Here is a 17,739-nt window from a genome sequence, read left to right as displayed (position 1 = left end):
TCAACGATGTGCACGTCGGGCGGGCAGCGCGGCGATGCCGACGGCGATCACGGCGAGCAGTGCGGGTACTTGCACCCACAGCGAGCCGCCCATGTATCCGCCTGCGGCGCGCCATGGTCCGGTGGAAAGGGCTGCCGCCGCGGCGGCGGTGCCGAGGCCCGCGACGGCGGTGAGGACTTTCGACGTCACCCGTGCGGAGAACCGAGTGGCGGCGAGCGCGACCACGGTCAGTGTGGTGCCGACGGGTCCGGCGACGACTGTTGCGACAGCGGCGATTCCGAGCGCGCCGAGAACGCGATTACCCCAGGTGGTCGGGGGCGACGCGCCCTCGGCGGTTTGCTCGGCTGGGTGCACGTCGGAGTCGGCACGGCTGCGCTTACCAGGCGGATTTCGGGTGGCGTCTGTGCCCGCGGGCGAATTCGGCTCCGGGCCAACGGTTGCCGGGCTCCGGCGCTTGCGGGGGATGGCGATCAGGATGAGCGGGATGAGCAGCAGTAGGCCGCCGAAGATACTGAGGCGGTACCAGCGGTCGATGGGGAATGAGACGGTGATGGGATTCGAGTAGTTGTCCGGGAGCAGCCAGCCTTGCTGCCAGCCATTGACCACGACCGGCTCGAGTTCTTTGCCGTCGGCGGTGCGCGCCTGCCAACCGACATTGGTACTGAGCGGCAGGACGAGGAGCTGTCCCGATGTCGTAGTGGGCGCAGCGGCAGGGGTGAAATCGGTGCGGTTCAGGCGAAGTCGGTCTACGAAGAACAGATCCGTCGGTGCGACCGTCACATCCGCACGCCCCGCAGCCACCGGGATCGTGTCGGTGGATCCGCTGTCGGCCACCTCCGGTGTGCGGGCTGTACTTGGGCCATTACCGAGTGCGGTGTTGGTTGAAACGGGGCGGGCATTCCCGGTGTCCGCCAACTCGGGCGGAAGTTCCGAATCCGCACACACGCGAGCGGGAACCGGTGCACCAGAGCGCAATTCATCAGCGGTCGCGGTGACGGACGTATGCACGAATCGTCCACCGAGCGCAATCGTCGGCCCCTGCGCACACGGGACGGTAATCAGCCGATCCCCCGAGGCGGGTGCAGGGTAATCGGGACCGAGTACCGCTACCTCGGCGAGACCGGGCGGCTGCGTCTGGGCGAACCCGAGGGCGGTGCGGTCCAGGACCGGCTTCCAGGTCTGGATGCTCAGTTCGATGCGGTCGGTCACGGTGGGCTGCAATGAGACTCGGGTCGATTCGCCCGGTTCGATCTCGCGAACCTGTGGGCCGTTGCCGAGATTTACGACTATCGAAACAGGTGCGGCGGGCAACTCGCCGAGCGACGGTGTCACGTCCAGCCCTGTCACCAGCGCAGGTTCGGGCAATTCCAGTGTGAGTGTCGGTTTGCCGCCCGCCAGATTCCGCACCGAATCCTCCGGCGCGGTCCAGCTCGTGCGCGGATCCCCATCGGTGGCCGCGAAGGCGGAACCACGCAGGTCGCCGACGTCTGCCTTACCTCGGGCGACGGGGTGCGTGTTGTCGGTGAGCAGCGCCTCGAGCGCCGGACCCTGTCGAGTCCGCACGGTCAGCTGCGGCGTCACATTCACCGGTTCCGGCACCGACAGCGTGCGTTCGAACGTGCCGGGTTCCTCCGGTGCCAGGGCAAGTCCCTTGCTGCACCGCACCCGGTCCGGCGCATCGAAGCACGCACTACGCCCGGGAAATTCCTGACCCAGATCCCAGGCCCGCACCTGCGCGCCCGCGGGTGTGGGCGGCAGCACGGTCCGATGCCGAATATCGACCCGCACCGGCGCACTCCGGTCGGTGTAGTCGTCCAGAGTCAGCTCGCTGATTCCGAATTGCCCACCGCGCGTACCGTCCTCGGTGCGGATGGCGGTAATGGTGAGCCAGTCGGTCTTGCCCGCAGGCAGCGAAATCGACACCGGCATACCAGGTTCGGGAATCCGCGCGGACACACTTCCGTTCGCGGTCCGCACCTCGACCCACTTCACCGGATCGCCGATCGCGGCCGCGCTGGTGGTCACCTGCAGCAGCCCGGAGCTGATCGGATGGTCGAGATCGAGCCGAAGCCATTGTCCCAGTGCGTGTTCGGCGCCATTGCTGATCCACGCGGTCGACGGATCGCCATCGACAACCGCGGCCGTCGAACTGCCGGGCGCGGAGCCGCCCAACTGCGTGGCGTCGGCGGCGGAACTCGATGCGGTGACCGTCGCGCCCGACCATTCCCCACGCACCAATTCCGCACCGGGAACCCGATAGTCGGGCACGAGGTTGTGCGTTCGGCGCGCATCGTCGGGCGCGCGCAGCGCCGAATTGTGATTGTCCACCCGACCGAAGTCGGCCTCCCGGTCCATCGGCGTATCGGTCACCGTCAACGGCCCGATCGGCAAACCGGACGCCGCCGCATCGGATGCGAGAAGTGTCGGCGCGGTACCGGGATCGCGGCGCAACCGTTCGAGCACTTCTGGCCCGCCCTGAACCGTGCCGACCGAGGTCATGGGCACCGTGTAGGCACCAGGGAATGATGTCGGCGCGCCTGTGCCGCTATGGATCTCGATCGGAGTGCCCGCAGGCGATGCCTCGACGCGATAGATCTCGACCGCCCGATACGCGGGGCGCAGATCACCATCGGCGACCAGACCATCGGGTCGGACAGTCTCGATCGGGTGGCCGAATTCGGCCACCTTGTGCAATCCCGGCGACCCGTCGATCGCCTGATGCGCCAGCATCGGCCGGGTCGAACGCGACGTCTCCGGGTCGAGATCGTTACGCAGTACCAGAATTCCGATGCCTTGCTCGGCCAGCGTCGCGGCGAGTCCGGTCGACGGCCTGCCGTCGGCGATCAACCGCTGCACCGAATCCATGGCCCGGATGGTGCCCGGCGGGTTCAGCGGCACTGCATCCCGGATTGCCCACGGCGTACTCGCGAGCGCCTGCAGCGGTTCGTCGCGGGTGAGGCCCCAAATCTGACTGCCGAAGGGTGCGCCGGGCACGACCAGCGCTCGGGTATCGGAGGCATTGTGGGACAACCACTGTGCGGTCTGCTTCCAGTATCCGGGCACTTCGTCGTAGGCGCCGCGCGGTGCGAGCTTCGCGGTCCAGGCCAATGAGGTGGACAGCGCGAGCGCGGTGAGGATCAAGGCGGCGACGGCGACGGATCTATCGCGTTCGGGATGGGCGAAGGCGCTGCGCCACACCGGCATCGGGACGGATGCGGGCAACGGCACCTTGCTCAACATATGAGCGAGACCGAGCACCAACGGAATTCGGATCAGCGGTTCCAGCTTGTGCACGTTGCGCAGCGGCGCGCCCCCGGTATCCAGGAATACCCGCACCGAATCCGCGAACGGCCCGCTCAGTTCACCGACAAATCCGGCACAGATCCCGACCAGCCCGACCAGCAGAATCAGCGCGAGCCGCCCGCGATACGGCATGGACCGCATCGCCAATCCGGCCATACCTGCCGCCGCGAGCAGTCCGGTGGCCAGCACCGCGGCGGGCTGGGTCACCAGCACCGCGCCCGCGATCCGCTCCGGCGAGACGAACGGCGTCCAACTGTCGGTGCCGCGCAGCACTTCACCGAGCGAGGCCCACTGCGTGGTCACCCCTGACGATTCGATGTAGTCCAGGAACGGCGGACTCACCTTGCCGAGCAACAGCAACGGCACCGCCCACCAGAATGTGGCCAGCACCAGCAGCGGAATCCAGGCCCGGGTGAACCGCCACCACTTCCGGTTCGGTCGATACGACGCCCACCACAGCAGTGCGGGCAGAAATGCGGCGACCGTCGCCACCGCATTGACCGCACCCATCAATGCCAAGGCCAGCGCACTACCTGCGGGCGAGGCCGCACCGCCGCGCCGGTTCCGGTAGGCGGTGCCCAGCGCGGCGGGCGCGAGCAGCACCCACGGCGCGAGCACCATCGGCAGCGTCTCCGAGGAGATCGAACCGAGCGTGGTCAGCACCCGCGGTGACAGTGCGAATGCGGCCGCCGCCACGATCCGCGATCCGCGTGCGCCGATGCCGAGTGCTTCGCAGAGCCGCACGATGCCCCAGAACCCGGCGAGCAGCAGCAATGCCCACCAGATCCGCTGCGTTACCCAGGCGGGCAGACCGAGTAGATGTCCGGCGGAGAAGAATGCGCCGTGGGGGAAGAAATATCCGTAGGCCTGGTTCTGCACCTGCCCCATCGGGGCCTGACTGCTCCACAGGTGGGCGGCGCGTTCGAGGAAACCCAGCGGATTCTGCGCCAGGTCGTATTTGGTGTCGGCGACCGTCAGGCCGGGCGCCTGGAGAAAGGTGAGCAGGAACGCCGCGACCACGGTCCCGACGAACCAGCCTCTGCCCAGCGGGGCGCTGTCATACTGACGCGCCGCGCCCGAGGAACCGAACGAGTCGGTAGCCGAAGCAGAAGGCTGTGCTGAATCCGCGGCGCTCACCGGCCCTCCGTGGTTACGCAGGCTGCCGCCTACGGGCCTATCGTTCGCGCCGCGCGGGATCAGCGGCTGCCGTACTCAACGTTGTTGAGTAGTGAGGAGGTGGAGTCGGAACGCTCGATATCGGGCCGCGTGTTCTGCTGCACTGCCATCGTGATGACGAACACCGCGATCACGCCCAACACGGCGCCCGCGACCGCACTCGCAACACCAGGGACAGCAAACTTCATCGCGGCACTCCAATACATCGATGCAGGCATATTCTGGGCCAACCTAGCAGGGCCGAGCGTGATCACCTACGTTCAGGCCACCGATAGCGGAATCGAATAGCGGGCGCGGGTCGCTCAGCTCGGGATGGCGCAGTGCAAACTGCCGAGCAGTGTGCGCAGTTTGGCGGTGGTCTCGTCCAACTCGGCATGCGGATCCGAAGCGGCCACGATGCCGCCGCCCGCGAAGGCACGGATCGAGCGCCCGTCGGCGGCGATTTCCGCGCTACGAATCGCGACCACCCATTCGCCGTCGCCGTACGCGTCGCACCATCCGACCGCGCCGCCGTAGAAGCCGCGTTCCTCTTCTATGTGCGCGATCGTGTCGAGGGCGAGATCGGTCGGCGTGCCGCAGACCGCTGGGGTGGGATGCAAGCGGATCGCCAGGTCGAGCGCGGTCGTCGCGGGATCGCGTAAGCGACCGGTGATCGGGGTGGCCAGATGCCAGACCTCGTGGGTATTGATCAGCTGCGGGCCGTCCGGAATGGTGAGTTCCGCGCAGACCGGCGCGAGCACCTCCCGAATCCACTCGATGACGAACGCATGCTCATCACGATTCTTGGTGCTGGCCAACAACTCTCGCGCCTGCGCGGCATCGTCGTCCGGATCGGCGAGGCGCGGCAATGTCCCCGCGAGCGGATGCAGCGTGACGGTCGTGCCGTGCCGTGCGACCAGTACCTCCGGGGTGGCGCCGACCAGCGTCGCACCCGGCCGGCCCGCGGCCGTAAGGTCGACCGCGAAAACATTCGCATGCGGATGCCTGGTCAGCAGATGTCCCGCGACCAGCTCCGGTTCCAGCGCGCTATCGGCTTCGGCCAGCACCGATCGAGCGGCCACGACCTTGCGCAACGGCTGCGCCGGATCGTTCAGCTGCTCGACCAGTTTCGTCACCCGCGCGACATGCTCTGCCGGACTCGGTATTTCGGTGATGACCCGAACGGCGGGCAGGTCCGGCAGCGCCGCTGGCCGCCATGGCCCGACCGTGCGCTGCGCCTGCTCGGGCACGCAAAGCGCGGCCGAACTCCGGGGATCGAACGGCAGGGCGCCGACGATCAACTCGGCGGTCCCGTCCCGCAGCGCCGCCACCGCCCGCGCCGCCTCGTCGAAGGTGACCCGGGTCCCCGACGCGCGGATCACCCCACCGGGCTGAGCGAGCAAGAAACCGTTCATGATCCCTCGACCCTAACCCCGCAAACCCGGAGCAGAGCCACCCGAGCGACCCAAATCTCAGCGACGCGGTTCCCTACCCGGCGGCACCATGAGCACCGGACGGTGGCAATGCTTGAGTACGGCGTCGGCGACGCTGCTGTGCATCAGCGCTCGAATACCGGTGGCGCCGCGCGTCCCTGCCACGATGATGTCGACGTCGAGGTCGTCGGCGGTTTCGACGATGGCATTCCAGATCGTCGACGTGCACTCCGCGGTGCGTGCCTCGGCATTGAGACCGGCGAGTTTGGCCAAGCGGACGCCCTCGATATTGATATTGCGGGCGTCGACATAGGCGACGTCCTCGATCTCCTCGTCGGGCACCCATTCCGGCTGCATCACACCGGAGAGTCCGGACAGCCGAGCGGCCTGGCGCACCATCGGTTCCCAGGCGGTGAGCACCACCGCTCTGTTCGCCGCGAGGAACCGGCCGGCGTATTCGATGGCCCGCTTGGCATTTTCGGAACCGTCATAGGCAATGAGCATGAGATCGCACGGCACGATGACCTCCAGGTTGGAGTCATTTGGCTACGCCACAACATTACTCCCGACAACCCCGTCACGAGGTATTGCGGCGCGCGGATAATCTGCTGCGGGAACGGATTGAACGGCGAAAAAACCGACTGGGCGACACGGACCAGGAGCGGATATGCCCGATGCGAACGAACTGGTGTTCTTCGGCAGGCACGAGATCGACCCGCGGACCCTGCTGTTCTACGAATGGCGGCAGCGGCTCGAATCGGGCTATCCGGTGGCCGAGTTCGAGTCCGAGGTGCGCGCGCTCGTCGCCGTCGATCATGTCGAACCGGCCGAATGCTGGGCGATTTTCGATCGACTCGAGAGCACCGAACGCGATCCCGACTGGGGTTATGACGAATCCGGAACTGCGGCACCGCAGTCGGCAATCCGGCCGGTCGCGCCGATACCCGAGCTGTTCGAGCGGATCCACGGCGGTTGGCTCGGGCGCTGCGTCGGCTGCACGCTCGGCAAGCCGCTGGAAAACGGATTCGTCTGGACGCCCGCGCGAATCCGCGCCTATCTCGAGCGGGCCGACGCCTATCCGCTGACCGACTATGTGCCCGCATTATTGCCGCCGTCGCCGGAATATCCGTTGAATCCGACATGGCCGGTATCGGCGAAAGGCCGCATCGACGGTGCGCCGCGCGATGACGATGTCGATTACACCGTGCTGGGATTGCACCTATTGGAAACATGCGGAACGAATTTCACGCAATCCGATGTCGCGGATGCCTGGTTGGAACTTCTGCCATTTCTGCAGATCTACACCGCGGAGCGGGTCGCTTACCGAAATCTGATTGCTGGTCGGAAACCACCGGAGGTGGCCGGGTATCGAAATCCGTATCGCGAGTGGATAGGTGCGATGATCCGCGCGGATATTTACGGTTACGTCAACCCGGGTAAACCGGCGCCCGCCGCCGAACTGGCCGCGCGCGATGCCGGGCTTTCACATACCGGCAACGGTGTGTACGCGGCGATGTGGGCCGCCGCGCTGGTGGCCGCGGCCTTCACCGCCGACACCATATCGGATGCGCTTTCCGTTGCCCAGCAATGCATTCCGGCACGTTCGAGGTTGCACGTCGCGGTCGCCGAAGTGATCGTGGACCATCACAGTGGCATGTCATGGGAGCAGGCTCTCGGGGCCATTCACCGCCGCCACGACCACTACAACTGGGTGCACGCCATTCCGAACGCCTGCCTCGTCACCGCCGGTTTACTCTGGGGTGCAGGCGATTTCACCCGCACGATCGCGCTGACGGTGCAGGGCGGTTGCGATACCGACTCCAACGGCGCGACGGCGGGTTCGGTCGCTGGAATCCGCGCCGGTGCCCGCGGAATCCCGACCCACTGGACCGATCCGTTCCACGACCGACTGCACAGCGCGGTCTTCGGCCACGACGGCAGCCGAATTTCCGACCTGGCCCGCCGGACGCTACGACTGGCCGCTAGCCATACCTGAGTCGAACCGCCCGGAGCACGCCGATTACCGTGGACTTATGCGGAAGACGCCGATCGTCCTGCTCGCAATCCTCGCCGCCGTCGCGACGGCGTGCTCGAACGGCGACTCCAGCCCCGCGCCGTCGAAATCCGCGATTCCCGCCGTGACGGCCGGTTCCGCGGCTCCCGCCACCACCACCGCCAAAGCTGACTGCGGTGCCGACTTCCTCGCGAAACTCACCCTGCGCGAGAAACTGGGGCAACTGCTGACAGTCGGTGCCACCGGTGCTGACGACGCCACGAATGTGGTGCGCAATTCGCAGGTCGGCGGCATTTTCGTCGGCGGCTGGACCGATAAGTCGCTGCTGGCCGACGGCCTGATCAAACAGGTCAAAGCCGCCGCCAAGGTGCCGCTGATGGTGACCATCGATGAGGAGGGCGGCCGGGTCTCCCGGGCCAAGGATCTGATCGGCGCCGCCCCATCGGCCCGGGTGACCGCCCAGACCATGACAGTGGATCAGTTCCACGACGCCACCGTGACCCGCGGCCGCGCACTGAAGGATCTGGGCGTCACCGTGGACTTCGCCCCGGACGTCGATGTGAGCAGTCAGCCGGACGACTCCGTCATCGGTGACCGGTCCTTCTCCGACGATCCCGCGGTGGTCACCGAATACGCCGGCGCCTACATCCGCGCCATGAACGAGGTCGGGGTCGGCACGGTGATGAAGCACTTCCCGGGCCACGGCTCCGGATCGGGCGATTCGCACACCGGCGCCGTCCGCACCCCGCCGCTGACGCAGTTGCAGAGTGTCGACCTCGTGCCGTTCCGCAATCTGGTCGACTCCGGCGCTGCCGCCATGGTCGGTCACCTCGACGTACCCGGCCTGACCACCCCCGACGTCCCCGCCAGCATCAGCCCGGAGGCCATGGCGCTGCTGCGCGACGGCACCGGCTACGGCGCGGCACCGTTCCAGGGTCCGATCTTCACCGACGACCTCGGCGGCATGGCCGCCATCACGAGCCGGATGAGCATCGAGGACGCGGTCGAGGCGGCGCTGATCGCCGGTGCCGACAATGCCCTGTGGATCACCACCGATGCGGTGCCGCAGGTGCTGGACCGTCTCGAGCAGGCGGTATCGAGTGGGCGCCTGTCCGCCGAGCGGGTCGACGCATCGGTGCTGCGGATGGCTCGATTCAAGGGCGCGCTGCAGTCCTGCTGACGGTTGGCCTTTCCAGCGACCTGCGAGCAGTCGCTAGTGGCTCTCGTATGTTGTACAGCCGCCTTGTCGCCGTACACCCGTAGTATTCCTCTGCTGGACAGCTGAACAGCTGTGCCCGCGAATCCAAGGACATCGCGGTCCGAAGGATGGGAGCCGAGTGCCGATAGTTCGCCGAACTTACGAACACGCAATCCGACCCGCCGAACTTACCTTGGAGTAATATAAGAGTTTCACCATGTGGTAGGAGAGTGATGGCGGGCGGAACGAAGCGACTTCCTCGAGCGGTTCGTGAGCAGCAGATGCTCGACGCCGCGGTCGAGGTTTTCTCGCGTAAGGGGTTCCACGACACCTCGATGGATGCGATCGCCGCCGAGGCGAAAATCTCCAAGCCGATGCTGTACCTCTACTACGGCTCCAAGGATGAATTGTTCCGCGCCTGCATCCAGCGCGAGGGGTTGCGCTTCATCGAATCGGTGGCACCGGCGGGAAATCCGCAACTGTCCCCACATGAACAAGTGCGTACGGCGCTCGAGGGTTTCCTCGGCTTCGTCGACCGAAACCGCAACTCCTGGCAGGTGCTCTACCGCCAGGCGATCGGCCAGCAAGCCTTCGCCTCGGAAATCGAAAACGCCCGCGAACGCGTCATCGAACTGACCGCCAAACTGCTCGAATCCAGTGCCAAGCACGCCGAACCAGGCACCAACTTCGATGTCGTCGCCGTGGCCGTCATCGGCGCGGGCGAGGCCATAGCCGACCGCGTAGCCAGCGGCCGCATCGAAGTCTCCGAAGCGGTCGACCTCTTGGACGACCTCGCCTGGCGCGGCCTAGCAGGCCGCAAAAAGGCGGAATAGCCCCTCCTGCTCGCCAGCCGCGTCGAGGGTAGTCGAATGGTTGCTCAACGCACCGAACCCAACCACCATCTGACTACCCTCGGCAATGAACGCTCGAGCAGGTAACCACAGCGGTAGGTCGGGTACGGCACACGAGGTGCCCAGCACGGCCCGGTGAACCACGGGACGGCAAACCGTCCAGGACAGCCCGACCCCGGGATGTCGGTGCAGGACAACAGGACCCACCGCGGCAACCCGGATCAGACTGCGGCAGCTGACAAGCACCGCCCGGCTTGCGGCGGCGTTTGCGGGCTGCCAGAGTGCGGGAGATCAAGAGAGTGGACCGGCGCAGTGGTCGGGGAACGGGGCGGAATTGTTCGGGATGTTGCGGCCGTGTTCGCATGGGGCCGAGAAGTACGGGATCGATGCGAGCACGTGGCGTGCACATATGTGTGGGCTGTGTTTGGGGCTGCGGGATGGGCACGGGCAGTTGGCGCGGGCGGCGACCAATACCGATGCGATCGTCCTGAGCGTGCTGACCGAGGCACAGATGTCCGGCTCGATCGAGCGGACCACGGCGGGGCCGTGCGCGCTGCGGGGGATGCGTCGCGCCGAGGTGGCGCGTGCGAATTCGCCGGGCGTACTGCTGGCTGCCACCGCATCACTGTTGCTGGGATCGGCCAAGATTCGCGATCACGTCGACGATGGTGACGGTCCGGTCCTCACCCGGCGTCCCATGACGAAGGTGTCGAGTCACTGGGCCGACCGCGCGCGATCGCAGGCATCCCTGATCGGCCTCGATGTGGAACCGCTTGTCGCCGCGATCAATTCGCAGTCGCACCTGGAAGCTCTCGCCGCGGTGGGTGCCCGCCCCGCAGCGGGCACGTCGGAAAATGCGTCTCGCACAATCTCTCTCGACGAATTGACCGCACCGACGCAGATCTGCGCAGCGGAATTCTTCGCGCACACTGCGGTGCTGGCCGATCGCCCCGACAACGTTGCCGCTTTGCGTGCGGCGGGCAGGAATTTCGGACGGATAGCCCATCTCGCCGATGCCGTCGCGGACTTCGACGACGACCGGACCCGCGGCCGCTTCAACCCGCTCGCCGCCACCGGGACCACCATGCCCGAGGCATACGACCTGCTGCGGCAATCGGATTCCCACCTGCGCAAGGCCGTCGCGGAGGCGAAACTGGACCAGGTCCCGACAATCCGCTGGATGCTGCTCGACCCGCTGCACGCCTTGGTGCGCAGGGTCGGCCGCGGCCTGGGCGTAACCGCCCACGCCTGCAGCACATCTCGGCGCACCGCGACGATGCAGTACCCGATGCCGCCGGGAACGGGATTCGAGAAGCCGCCGCGTCGCCCCGGGATCGGCGAGGCGCTGGCATTGGTCCTCGGCGTCTACTGCACCGGCTACGCCTGCTGCGCCGACCACACCAACCCGTGCAACGGCAAGCGCAAGGACGCCTGGATCAAGAACTGCGACTGCGGCGATTGCTGTGACTGCGGGGATTGCAGCTGTAACTGCTGTGACTGTGACGGCTGCTGCTGCGACGGTTGCGGCTGCGACTGCTGAAACTCGGCCCAGAAACAGCGAAGCCGCACTCCAGGAGTGCGGCTTCGCTGTCGGGTCAGCGCAGGGTGGCCGTCAGATGCGGATACCCCTTCTTCGGGTTCAGCATTGCCAGGTCCCAACCGCCCTCGACCTGATCGGCGTACACATTCACCGTGGACGGCAGCAGGATCGGCTTACCGAATTTGACCGCGTAGCCGGCCTTTTCGGGAATCCGCCCCTCGACATTCGAGAGGATGTTCGCGGCCGACCACATGCCGTGGGCGATCGCCTTCGGGAAGCCGAATGCCTTGGCGCCCAATGCCGAAGTGTGGATCGGGTTGTGGTCACCGGAGGCGGCCGCGTAGCGGGTGATCGTCTTCTGATCCACCCGAACGGTGCGCATCGGCGGCGGCGGAACCTCTTCCGGCTTCGGCTCACCCTTCGGTTCGCCCGAAAGCGAGGTGCGCTGCTGGTGCAGGAAGGTGGTGACCTGACGCCACACCAGTTCCCGGCCGACATTCACCTCGGTGATCGCATCCACCAGCAGCCCCTTCGGGTGCTCGCGCAGATTCTCGATATGCGTGGTGAAGTCCAGCGGTTCGCTCACCGAGATCTCGCGACTGCGCTCGATCAGATTCTGCGCGTGCACCGCACCCACCGCGACGAACGGAAAGTCCCGTGCCACAACCAGTTGCATCGCCAGCGGGAAACTGAGGATGAACGGGTAGGTCAGCGGCAGCGAGTCGCCGAACCGCAGTCCGGTCGCCCGGCAGTACGCGGCCAGGTGATCCGGATCCACGCGCAGGCCCTCCAGCCGGACGACGCGATCGGGCAGCGTCGCTTTGCGCCCCGAGACCAGCGGCACCGGCACCGCACCGAGCGCGGCCTTGACGAAAAGGCTGCTGTTCTTGGGAGGTTCGGTGAGCGTGATCGTCTCGGTCATCATGCTCCGATCAGGCTCTGACCGCAGACCCGAACCACATTGCCGCTCACCGCATTCGACGCCGGGCTGGCGAAGTAGGCGATGGTCTCGGCGACGTCGATGGTCTGTCCGCCCTGCAGCAGCGAGCTCATCAGCCGACCGGCCTCGCGGGTGGCCAGCGGAATGGCCGCGGTCATGGCGGTTTCGATGAAACCGGGCGCGACGGCGTTGATGGTGATGCCCTTCTCGGCCAGCTTGGGCGCCTCGGCGTTGACCATGCCGATGACACCGGCCTTGGACGCGCCGTAGTTGGTCTGACCGCGGTTACCGGCGATGCCCGCGATGGAGGACACGTCGATCACCCGGCCACCCTCCTTCAGCGCGCCACGCGCCACCAGGCCCTCGGTAATGCGGTGCGGTGCGGCGAGATTCACGTTGATGACCGACTTCCAGCGGCCTTCGTCCATATTGGCGAGCAGCTTGTCGCGGGTGATACCGGCGTTGTGCACGACGATATCGATGCCGCCGAAGCGTTCGGTGGCGAATTCGGCCAGCTTCTCGGCGGCGTCGGGTGCGGTGACATCGAGTGCGAGTGCGGTGCCGCCGACTTTGTTGGCAGTGGCCGAGAGGGCCTCACCGGCGGCCGGGATATCGACGACGATCACGGTCGCGCCGTCACGGGCGAAAACCTCGGCGATGGTCGCGCCGATGCCGCGCGCGGCGCCGGTGACCACGGCGACCTTGCCGTCGAGCGGCTTGTCCCAGGCGACCGGGGCCACCGAATCGGCCGAGCCGACCCGGATGACCTGACCGTCGACGAAGGCCGACTTGGCCGAAAGCAGGAAGCGCAGTGTGGATTCCAGGCCGGACGCGGTGGCGGATGCCTCCGGGTGCAGGTAGACCAGCTGGGCGGTGGCACCGCGCAGCAGTTCCTTGGCGACGCTGCGGGTGAAGCCCTCGAGCGCGCGCTGGGCGATCTGCTCGTCCACGCCCGCGGTCAGCTCGGGGGTGGTGCCGATGACGACGATGCGCCCGGACGCCGCGACACTGCGCATGGCGGGCTGGAAGAATTCGAACAGCTGCGAGAGATCTTCGACCGTGCCGATGCCGGTCGCGTCGAAGACCAGCGCGCCGTACTTCTGACCCGAGGCGGGCGCGTCGGCGAAGGTGTAGTCCGAGAGCAGCGTACGCACCGGTTCGGCAACGCGGCCCTTGCCGCCGAGCAGCACCGGACCGGGCAGCGGCGGTTCACCGGCCTGGTAGCGGCGCAGGTTCTGCGGCTGCGGCAGGCCCAACTTGCTCGCCAGGAATTGGCCGGGAGCCGAGTGTACGAACGATCCGTAGAGGTTGGGAGCACCCTTGCTCTTGCTGGCTGCCACTGTTTCTCCCTTTTCTCGTGTGTCGTGGTTTCGGCGCGCCGGTGGCTGCGTTGCCGAATGGTCTGCATGCCCCGGCGCGAATTTACGCAGACTTGCGGGGTACGGTATCGACAACAAACTTACTCCAGAGTAAGTTTAAAGTAAACCAACCGCGACGGGGCGCCGATCTGCGCGGACACGTCCGTGTCGACCGGCCCACCGGGCACCCGACGAGACCTTGGAGACTCGAGTGACAACCAAAGCCCGTTCAGCGAAGAGCACGGCAAAGAAGGGCCCACGCCCGGTTGCGATCGTGGGCGGCAACCGGATTCCGTTCGCCCGCTCCGACAAGGCCTACGCCCACGCCTCCAACCAGGACATGTTCACCGCCGCGCTGGACGGTCTGGTGAGCCGGTTCGGCCTGCAGGGCGAACGCCTCGGCATGGTCGTCGGCGGCGCGGTGCTCAAGCGGGTCGGCGAGCACGGCATGGTCCGCGAGAGCGTGCTCGGCAGCAAGCTCAGCCCGTACACCCCGGCCCACGACCTCCAATTGGCCTGCGGCACCGGCCTGCAGGCGATCGTCACCGTCGGTGACGCGATCGCCGCCGGTCGCATCGATGCCGGTGTCGGCGGTGGCACCGACACCACCTCCGATGCCCCGATCGGGGTCAGCGAGTCCATGCGCGAGTGGATGCTCGACGCCAACCGCGCCAAGAACAATAAGGACCGCCTCAAGCTGGTCGGGCAACTGCGCCCTGCCATGCTCGGCATCGAGATCCCGCGCAATGCCGAACCGCGCACCGGTCTGTCCATGGGTGAGCACGCCGCCATCACCGCCAAGGAATTCGGTATCGCGCGCGAGGCCCAGGACGAACTGGCCTACCTGTCGCACAAGAATATGGCCGCCGCCTACGACCGCGGCTTCTTCGACGACCTGATCACCCCGTTCCTCGGCCTGACCCGCGACGACAATCTGCGTCCGGGTTCGACCGTCGAGAAGTTGGCCACCCTGAAGCCGGTGTTCGGCAACAAACTCGGCGATGCCACCATGACCGCCGGCAACTCCACCCCGCTCACCGACGGCGCCTCCGCGGTGCTGCTGTCCAGCGACGAATGGGCCACCGAGCGCAACCTGCCGGTGCTGGCGCATCTGGTCGACTCCGAGGTCGCCGCGGTCGACTACATCCACGGCCCCGACGGCCTGCTGATGGCGCCGACCTACGCGGTGCCGCGCCTGTTGGCCCGAAATGGCCTGACCCTGCAGGACTTCGACTACTACGAGATCCACGAGGCCTTCGCCTCGGTGGTGCTGGCCACCCTGCAGGCGTGGGAGTCGGATCAGTACTGCAAGGAGCGTCTGGGCCTGGACGGCGCGCTCGGTTCGATCGATCGCAGCAAGCTGAACGTCAACGGTTCCTCGCTCGCCGCGGGTCATCCGTTCGCCGCGACCGGCGGGCGCATCGTCGCCTCCACCGCGAAGATGCTGGCGGAGAGGGGATCCGGCCGCGCGCTGATCTCCATCTGTGCCGCGGGCGGACAGGGCGTCGTCGCGATCCTGGAGCGTTGAGCTCCTCCCGCCTCCCCGGATATTCAGGCGCCGGACTCGAGTGCCATGAGGTCGGCGTCGGCGTCTGACGGGGAGGCGGTGGCTGGATCAGCCCGTACCCCGTGAGTTACTTATGTGCTGACGAAATCAGCTGTTGCCTTCGAGAAGGCTGACTTCTGGTTGGAAAGTGGTGGTATTCGGTCGATTTCTCGACCGAATACCATTTCAGTCGCGTGCCGCCGCGGTGCGGTCCTCGAGGAGGTCGCGCGAGATTTCCGCGACCCGATCCTCCGGAACCTCCACGGCGCCTTCGGCATTGATGACGACAACGGTCGGATAGATGCCCCGGGTGAGATCCGGGCCGCCGGTGGCGGTGTCGTCCTCGGCGGCATCGAAGAGCGATTCGACGGTGATCCGCAGCGCCCGATCCTCATCGATCCCGCGGCTGTAGGTCTTCTTCAGCGAGGACTTCGCGAACAGCGAACCGGAACCGACCGCGGTATAGCCGAAGCGCTCCTCGCTGCGACCGCCGACGACATCGTAGGAGAAGATCCGCCCGACCTTCTCCGGGTCGGTGGCGCTCGAGTCGTAGCCGATCAGCACCGGGACCACCGCCATATCCTGTAATGCGGCAGGCAGATTGTCGCGCACCATCTTCGACAGCTTGTTCGCCTTACCCTCGAAGGTCAGCCCCACACCCTCGATCTTCTCGTAGTGTTCGAGCTCGACCGCGAACAATCGGATCATCTCGATGGCCATGCCAACGGTGCCCGCGAAACCCGCCGCCGAGTAGGTGTCGGTGATGAACACCTTCTCCATATCCCGGCTGGCCAGCAGATTGCCCATGGTGCCTCGCCGGTCGCCGGCGAGTAGCACGCCGCCGCGGTAGGCGAGGGCCACGATCGTGGTGCCGTGCGCCGCGATATTCTGTCCGTGCACCGTGGCATTGCCGAAGTCGCTGCCGGGCAGGAGTTCCGGTGCGTATCGGCGCAGGTTCTCGGAGAAGGAAGACGTCGCGAACTCCATGACTCCACCGTAACGACTTCCCGTCGGCGGCGTCAGTGCACCGAACTTCCGCGGGCGGAAAGTCCGGTGCGCCACAGCCATTCGCTCATGCCGGTCCTGATCGCGGACTGGGTACCGGCAGCGCGAGAAAATTCGAGGTAGGCGAACGAGTCGGCCGTCAGTGCGATATTGCGCGGCGTCTGCCGTGGACAACCTTGTCCGACCAATTCTGTCTGAGGCGGTGGATTCGGACAGTCCTACTTCGGGGGCAGCTCGATGTGACCGCCGAAGGCCTTGCGCATGGCCGAGAGCATCTTGTCCGCGTAGAGCGCCTCCCCGCGCGAGGAGAATCGCGCGAACAGCGCCGCCGCGAGCACCGGCGCGGGGACGCCGGTATCGATCGCGGCGTCGAGGGTCCAGCGGCCCTCGCCGGAATCCGATACCCGGCCGTCGAAGGATTCCAGGGTCGGATCGGCGTAGAGCTCGCTCGCGGTGAGGTCCAGCAACCACGAGGCGACCACGGATCCGCGCCGCCACACCTCGGTCACTTCGGGCACGTCGATGTCGTATCGGTACCACTCGGGATGTTCGAGCGGGGTCTCCTCGGCGGAGGCCACGGCATCGTGGGTCGCGCCGATATTTGCCTTGTGCAGGATGTTCAGGCCCTCGGCGTAGGCGGCCATAGCACCGTACTCGATGCCGTTGTGCACCATCTTCACGAAATGGCCTGCTCCGGCCGGTCCGCAGTGCAGATAGCCCTGCTCGGCGGGTGACGGCTCGCCCGTGCGGCCCGGCGTCCGTTCGGCCGCCTCGACCCCCGGAGCGATGGACTTCAGCAGCGGATCCAGATGCGCCACCGGCTCGGCCTCGCCGCCGATCATCAGACAGAAACCCCGGTCCAGTCCGAAGACGCCGCCGGAGGTGCCGATGTCCACATAGTGGATGCCCTTGGGCTTCAGCGCCGCGGCGCGCGCGATGTCGTCGTGGTAGCGGCTGTTGCCGCCGTCGATGACGATGTCGCCGGGCTCGAGCAGCTCGGCGACCTGGTCGATCACCCGACCGGTCACCGCGGCCGGAATCATCACCCAGACCACGCGCGGGGTCTCCAACCGGGATACGAAGTCCTTCAGATCGGTGGAGCCCTGGAAACCATCGCTGCCCAGCTCCGCGACGAGTGTGTCGATCATCTTGGGTTTGCGTTCGTAGCCGACGGCGGTGTGCCCGTCCTTGACGATCCGGCGCACGATATTGCCGCCCATCCGGCCCAGGCCGATCATTCCCAGCTGCATTCCAGCCATCTCCCTCGTTGCGTGTGGGCCCTGGTGGTAGGAAGTTCAGCTCGATTGTCCCGCGGATGTGTAACGCGCGGTGCGGTGGACCAGATAAACGGATTGGCTCCGCGTAGTTGCCAGACCCCCGACCCGGCAACTACGCG

13 protein-coding genes are annotated in these 17,739 nt (G+C 66.6%); 5 read left to right on the top strand and 8 right to left on the bottom strand.

Features of this window, described 5'->3' with window-relative positions; all coding sequences use genetic code 11:
* From ACFYOW_RS10865 to ACFYOW_RS10850, 4 genes are all read right to left on the bottom strand, one after another.
* Nucleotides 1-4,350, bottom strand: a complete 4,350-nt coding sequence (locus ACFYOW_RS10865) for an alpha-(1->3)-arabinofuranosyltransferase family protein (protein WP_387287465.1) — start codon at nt 4,348-4,350, stop codon at nt 1-3.
* Nucleotides 4,351-4,499: 149 nt separating this feature from the next.
* On the bottom strand, nt 4,500-4,667 hold the full coding sequence (locus tag ACFYOW_RS10860) for a DUF2613 domain-containing protein (protein WP_083898253.1): 168 nt from the start codon (nt 4,665-4,667) through the stop codon (nt 4,500-4,502).
* Nucleotides 4,668-4,781: 114 nt separating this feature from the next.
* Complete coding sequence (locus ACFYOW_RS10855) at nt 4,782-5,873, bottom strand: isochorismate synthase MenF (RefSeq protein ID WP_387286661.1); 1,092 nt, start codon at nt 5,871-5,873, stop codon at nt 4,782-4,784.
* A gap of 57 nt (nt 5,874-5,930) precedes the next feature.
* Complete coding sequence (locus ACFYOW_RS10850) at nt 5,931-6,410, bottom strand: universal stress protein (RefSeq protein ID WP_387286659.1); 480 nt, start codon at nt 6,408-6,410, stop codon at nt 5,931-5,933.
* Between the two features lie 148 nt (nt 6,411-6,558).
* Here ACFYOW_RS10850 and ACFYOW_RS10845 point away from each other — a divergent pair, with 148 nt between their 5' ends.
* From ACFYOW_RS10845 to ACFYOW_RS10830, 4 genes are all read left to right on the top strand, one after another.
* Nucleotides 6,559-7,887 carry an ADP-ribosylglycohydrolase family protein gene (locus ACFYOW_RS10845; protein WP_387286657.1) on the top strand — a complete coding sequence of 443 codons (1,329 nt, stop codon included), beginning with the start codon at nt 6,559-6,561 and terminating at the stop codon, nt 7,885-7,887.
* A gap of 37 nt (nt 7,888-7,924) precedes the next feature.
* The gene (locus ACFYOW_RS10840) at nt 7,925-9,085 is read left to right on the top strand and encodes a glycoside hydrolase family 3 N-terminal domain-containing protein (protein ID WP_387286655.1); all 1,161 of its coding nucleotides are present in this window, start codon (nt 7,925-7,927) and stop codon (nt 9,083-9,085) included.
* A gap of 251 nt (nt 9,086-9,336) precedes the next feature.
* Nucleotides 9,337-9,936, top strand: coding sequence for a TetR/AcrR family transcriptional regulator (locus ACFYOW_RS10835; protein ID WP_062992537.1), 600 nt, complete (start codon nt 9,337-9,339; stop codon nt 9,934-9,936).
* 427 nt (nt 9,937-10,363) lie between these two features.
* Entirely contained in the window at nt 10,364-11,494 is a 1,131-nt protein-coding gene (locus tag ACFYOW_RS10830) for a DUF5685 family protein (RefSeq protein WP_387286654.1), read from the top strand.
* Nucleotides 11,495-11,549: 55 nt separating this feature from the next.
* On the opposite strand, the gene ACFYOW_RS10825 is transcribed toward ACFYOW_RS10830, so the two are convergent.
* Entirely contained in the window at nt 11,550-12,416 is an 867-nt protein-coding gene (locus ACFYOW_RS10825) for a MaoC/PaaZ C-terminal domain-containing protein (RefSeq protein WP_387287462.1), read from the bottom strand.
* Entirely contained in the window at nt 12,416-13,774 is a 1,359-nt protein-coding gene (locus ACFYOW_RS10820; RefSeq protein ID WP_387286653.1) for a 3-oxoacyl-ACP reductase, read from the bottom strand. The genes ACFYOW_RS10825 and ACFYOW_RS10820 overlap by 1 nt, the downstream gene beginning before the upstream one ends.
* A gap of 229 nt (nt 13,775-14,003) precedes the next feature.
* On the opposite strand from ACFYOW_RS10820, the gene ACFYOW_RS10815 reads away from it, so the two are divergent.
* A complete protein-coding gene (locus ACFYOW_RS10815; RefSeq protein ID WP_387286651.1) occupies nt 14,004-15,320 on the top strand; it encodes an acetyl-CoA C-acetyltransferase in 1,317 nt (438 codons plus the stop codon).
* A 204-nt stretch (nt 15,321-15,524) separates the two neighbouring features.
* Here the strand turns inward: ACFYOW_RS10815 and prcB are convergent, their stop codons facing one another.
* Nucleotides 15,525-16,325 carry a proteasome subunit beta gene (gene prcB, locus ACFYOW_RS10810; RefSeq protein ID WP_387286649.1) on the bottom strand — a complete coding sequence of 267 codons (801 nt, stop codon included), beginning with the start codon at nt 16,323-16,325 and terminating at the stop codon, nt 15,525-15,527.
* Nucleotides 16,326-16,561: 236 nt separating this feature from the next.
* Complete coding sequence (gene gnd, locus ACFYOW_RS10805) at nt 16,562-17,593, bottom strand: phosphogluconate dehydrogenase (NAD(+)-dependent, decarboxylating) (RefSeq protein WP_387286647.1); 1,032 nt, start codon at nt 17,591-17,593, stop codon at nt 16,562-16,564.
* Nucleotides 17,594-17,739 lie beyond the last annotated feature (146 nt).

It is taken from the genome of Nocardia sp. NPDC006982 (assembly GCF_042869435.1).
In the GTDB taxonomy this organism is placed as follows: Bacteria; Actinomycetota; Actinomycetes; order Mycobacteriales; family Mycobacteriaceae; genus Nocardia.
This window is presented reverse-complemented; position numbering and strand designations above follow the sequence as displayed.

Bases quoted from the DNA above. Each gene is read 5' to 3' on its own strand.
- ACFYOW_RS10860 (WP_083898253.1), bottom strand. From the start codon at position 4,667: ATGAAGTTTGCTGTCCCTGGTGTTGCGAGTGCGGTCGCGGGCGCCGTG.
- ACFYOW_RS10855 (WP_387286661.1), bottom strand. From the start codon at position 5,873: ATGAACGGTTTCTTGCTCGCTCAGCCCGGTGGGGTGATCCGCGCGTCG.
- ACFYOW_RS10845 (WP_387286657.1), top strand. From the start codon at position 6,559: ATGCCCGATGCGAACGAACTGGTGTTCTTCGGCAGGCACGAGATCGAC.
- ACFYOW_RS10840 (WP_387286655.1), top strand. From the start codon at position 7,925: ATGCGGAAGACGCCGATCGTCCTGCTCGCAATCCTCGCCGCCGTCGCG.
- ACFYOW_RS10835 (WP_062992537.1), top strand. From the start codon at position 9,337: ATGGCGGGCGGAACGAAGCGACTTCCTCGAGCGGTTCGTGAGCAGCAG.
- ACFYOW_RS10830 (WP_387286654.1), top strand. From the start codon at position 10,364: ATGTGTGGGCTGTGTTTGGGGCTGCGGGATGGGCACGGGCAGTTGGCG.
- ACFYOW_RS10825 (WP_387287462.1), bottom strand. From the start codon at position 12,416: ATGACCGAGACGATCACGCTCACCGAACCTCCCAAGAACAGCAGCCTT.
- prcB (WP_387286649.1), bottom strand. From the start codon at position 16,325: ATGGAGTTCGCGACGTCTTCCTTCTCCGAGAACCTGCGCCGATACGCA.
- gnd (WP_387286647.1), bottom strand. From the start codon at position 17,593: ATGCAGCTGGGAATGATCGGCCTGGGCCGGATGGGCGGCAATATCGTG.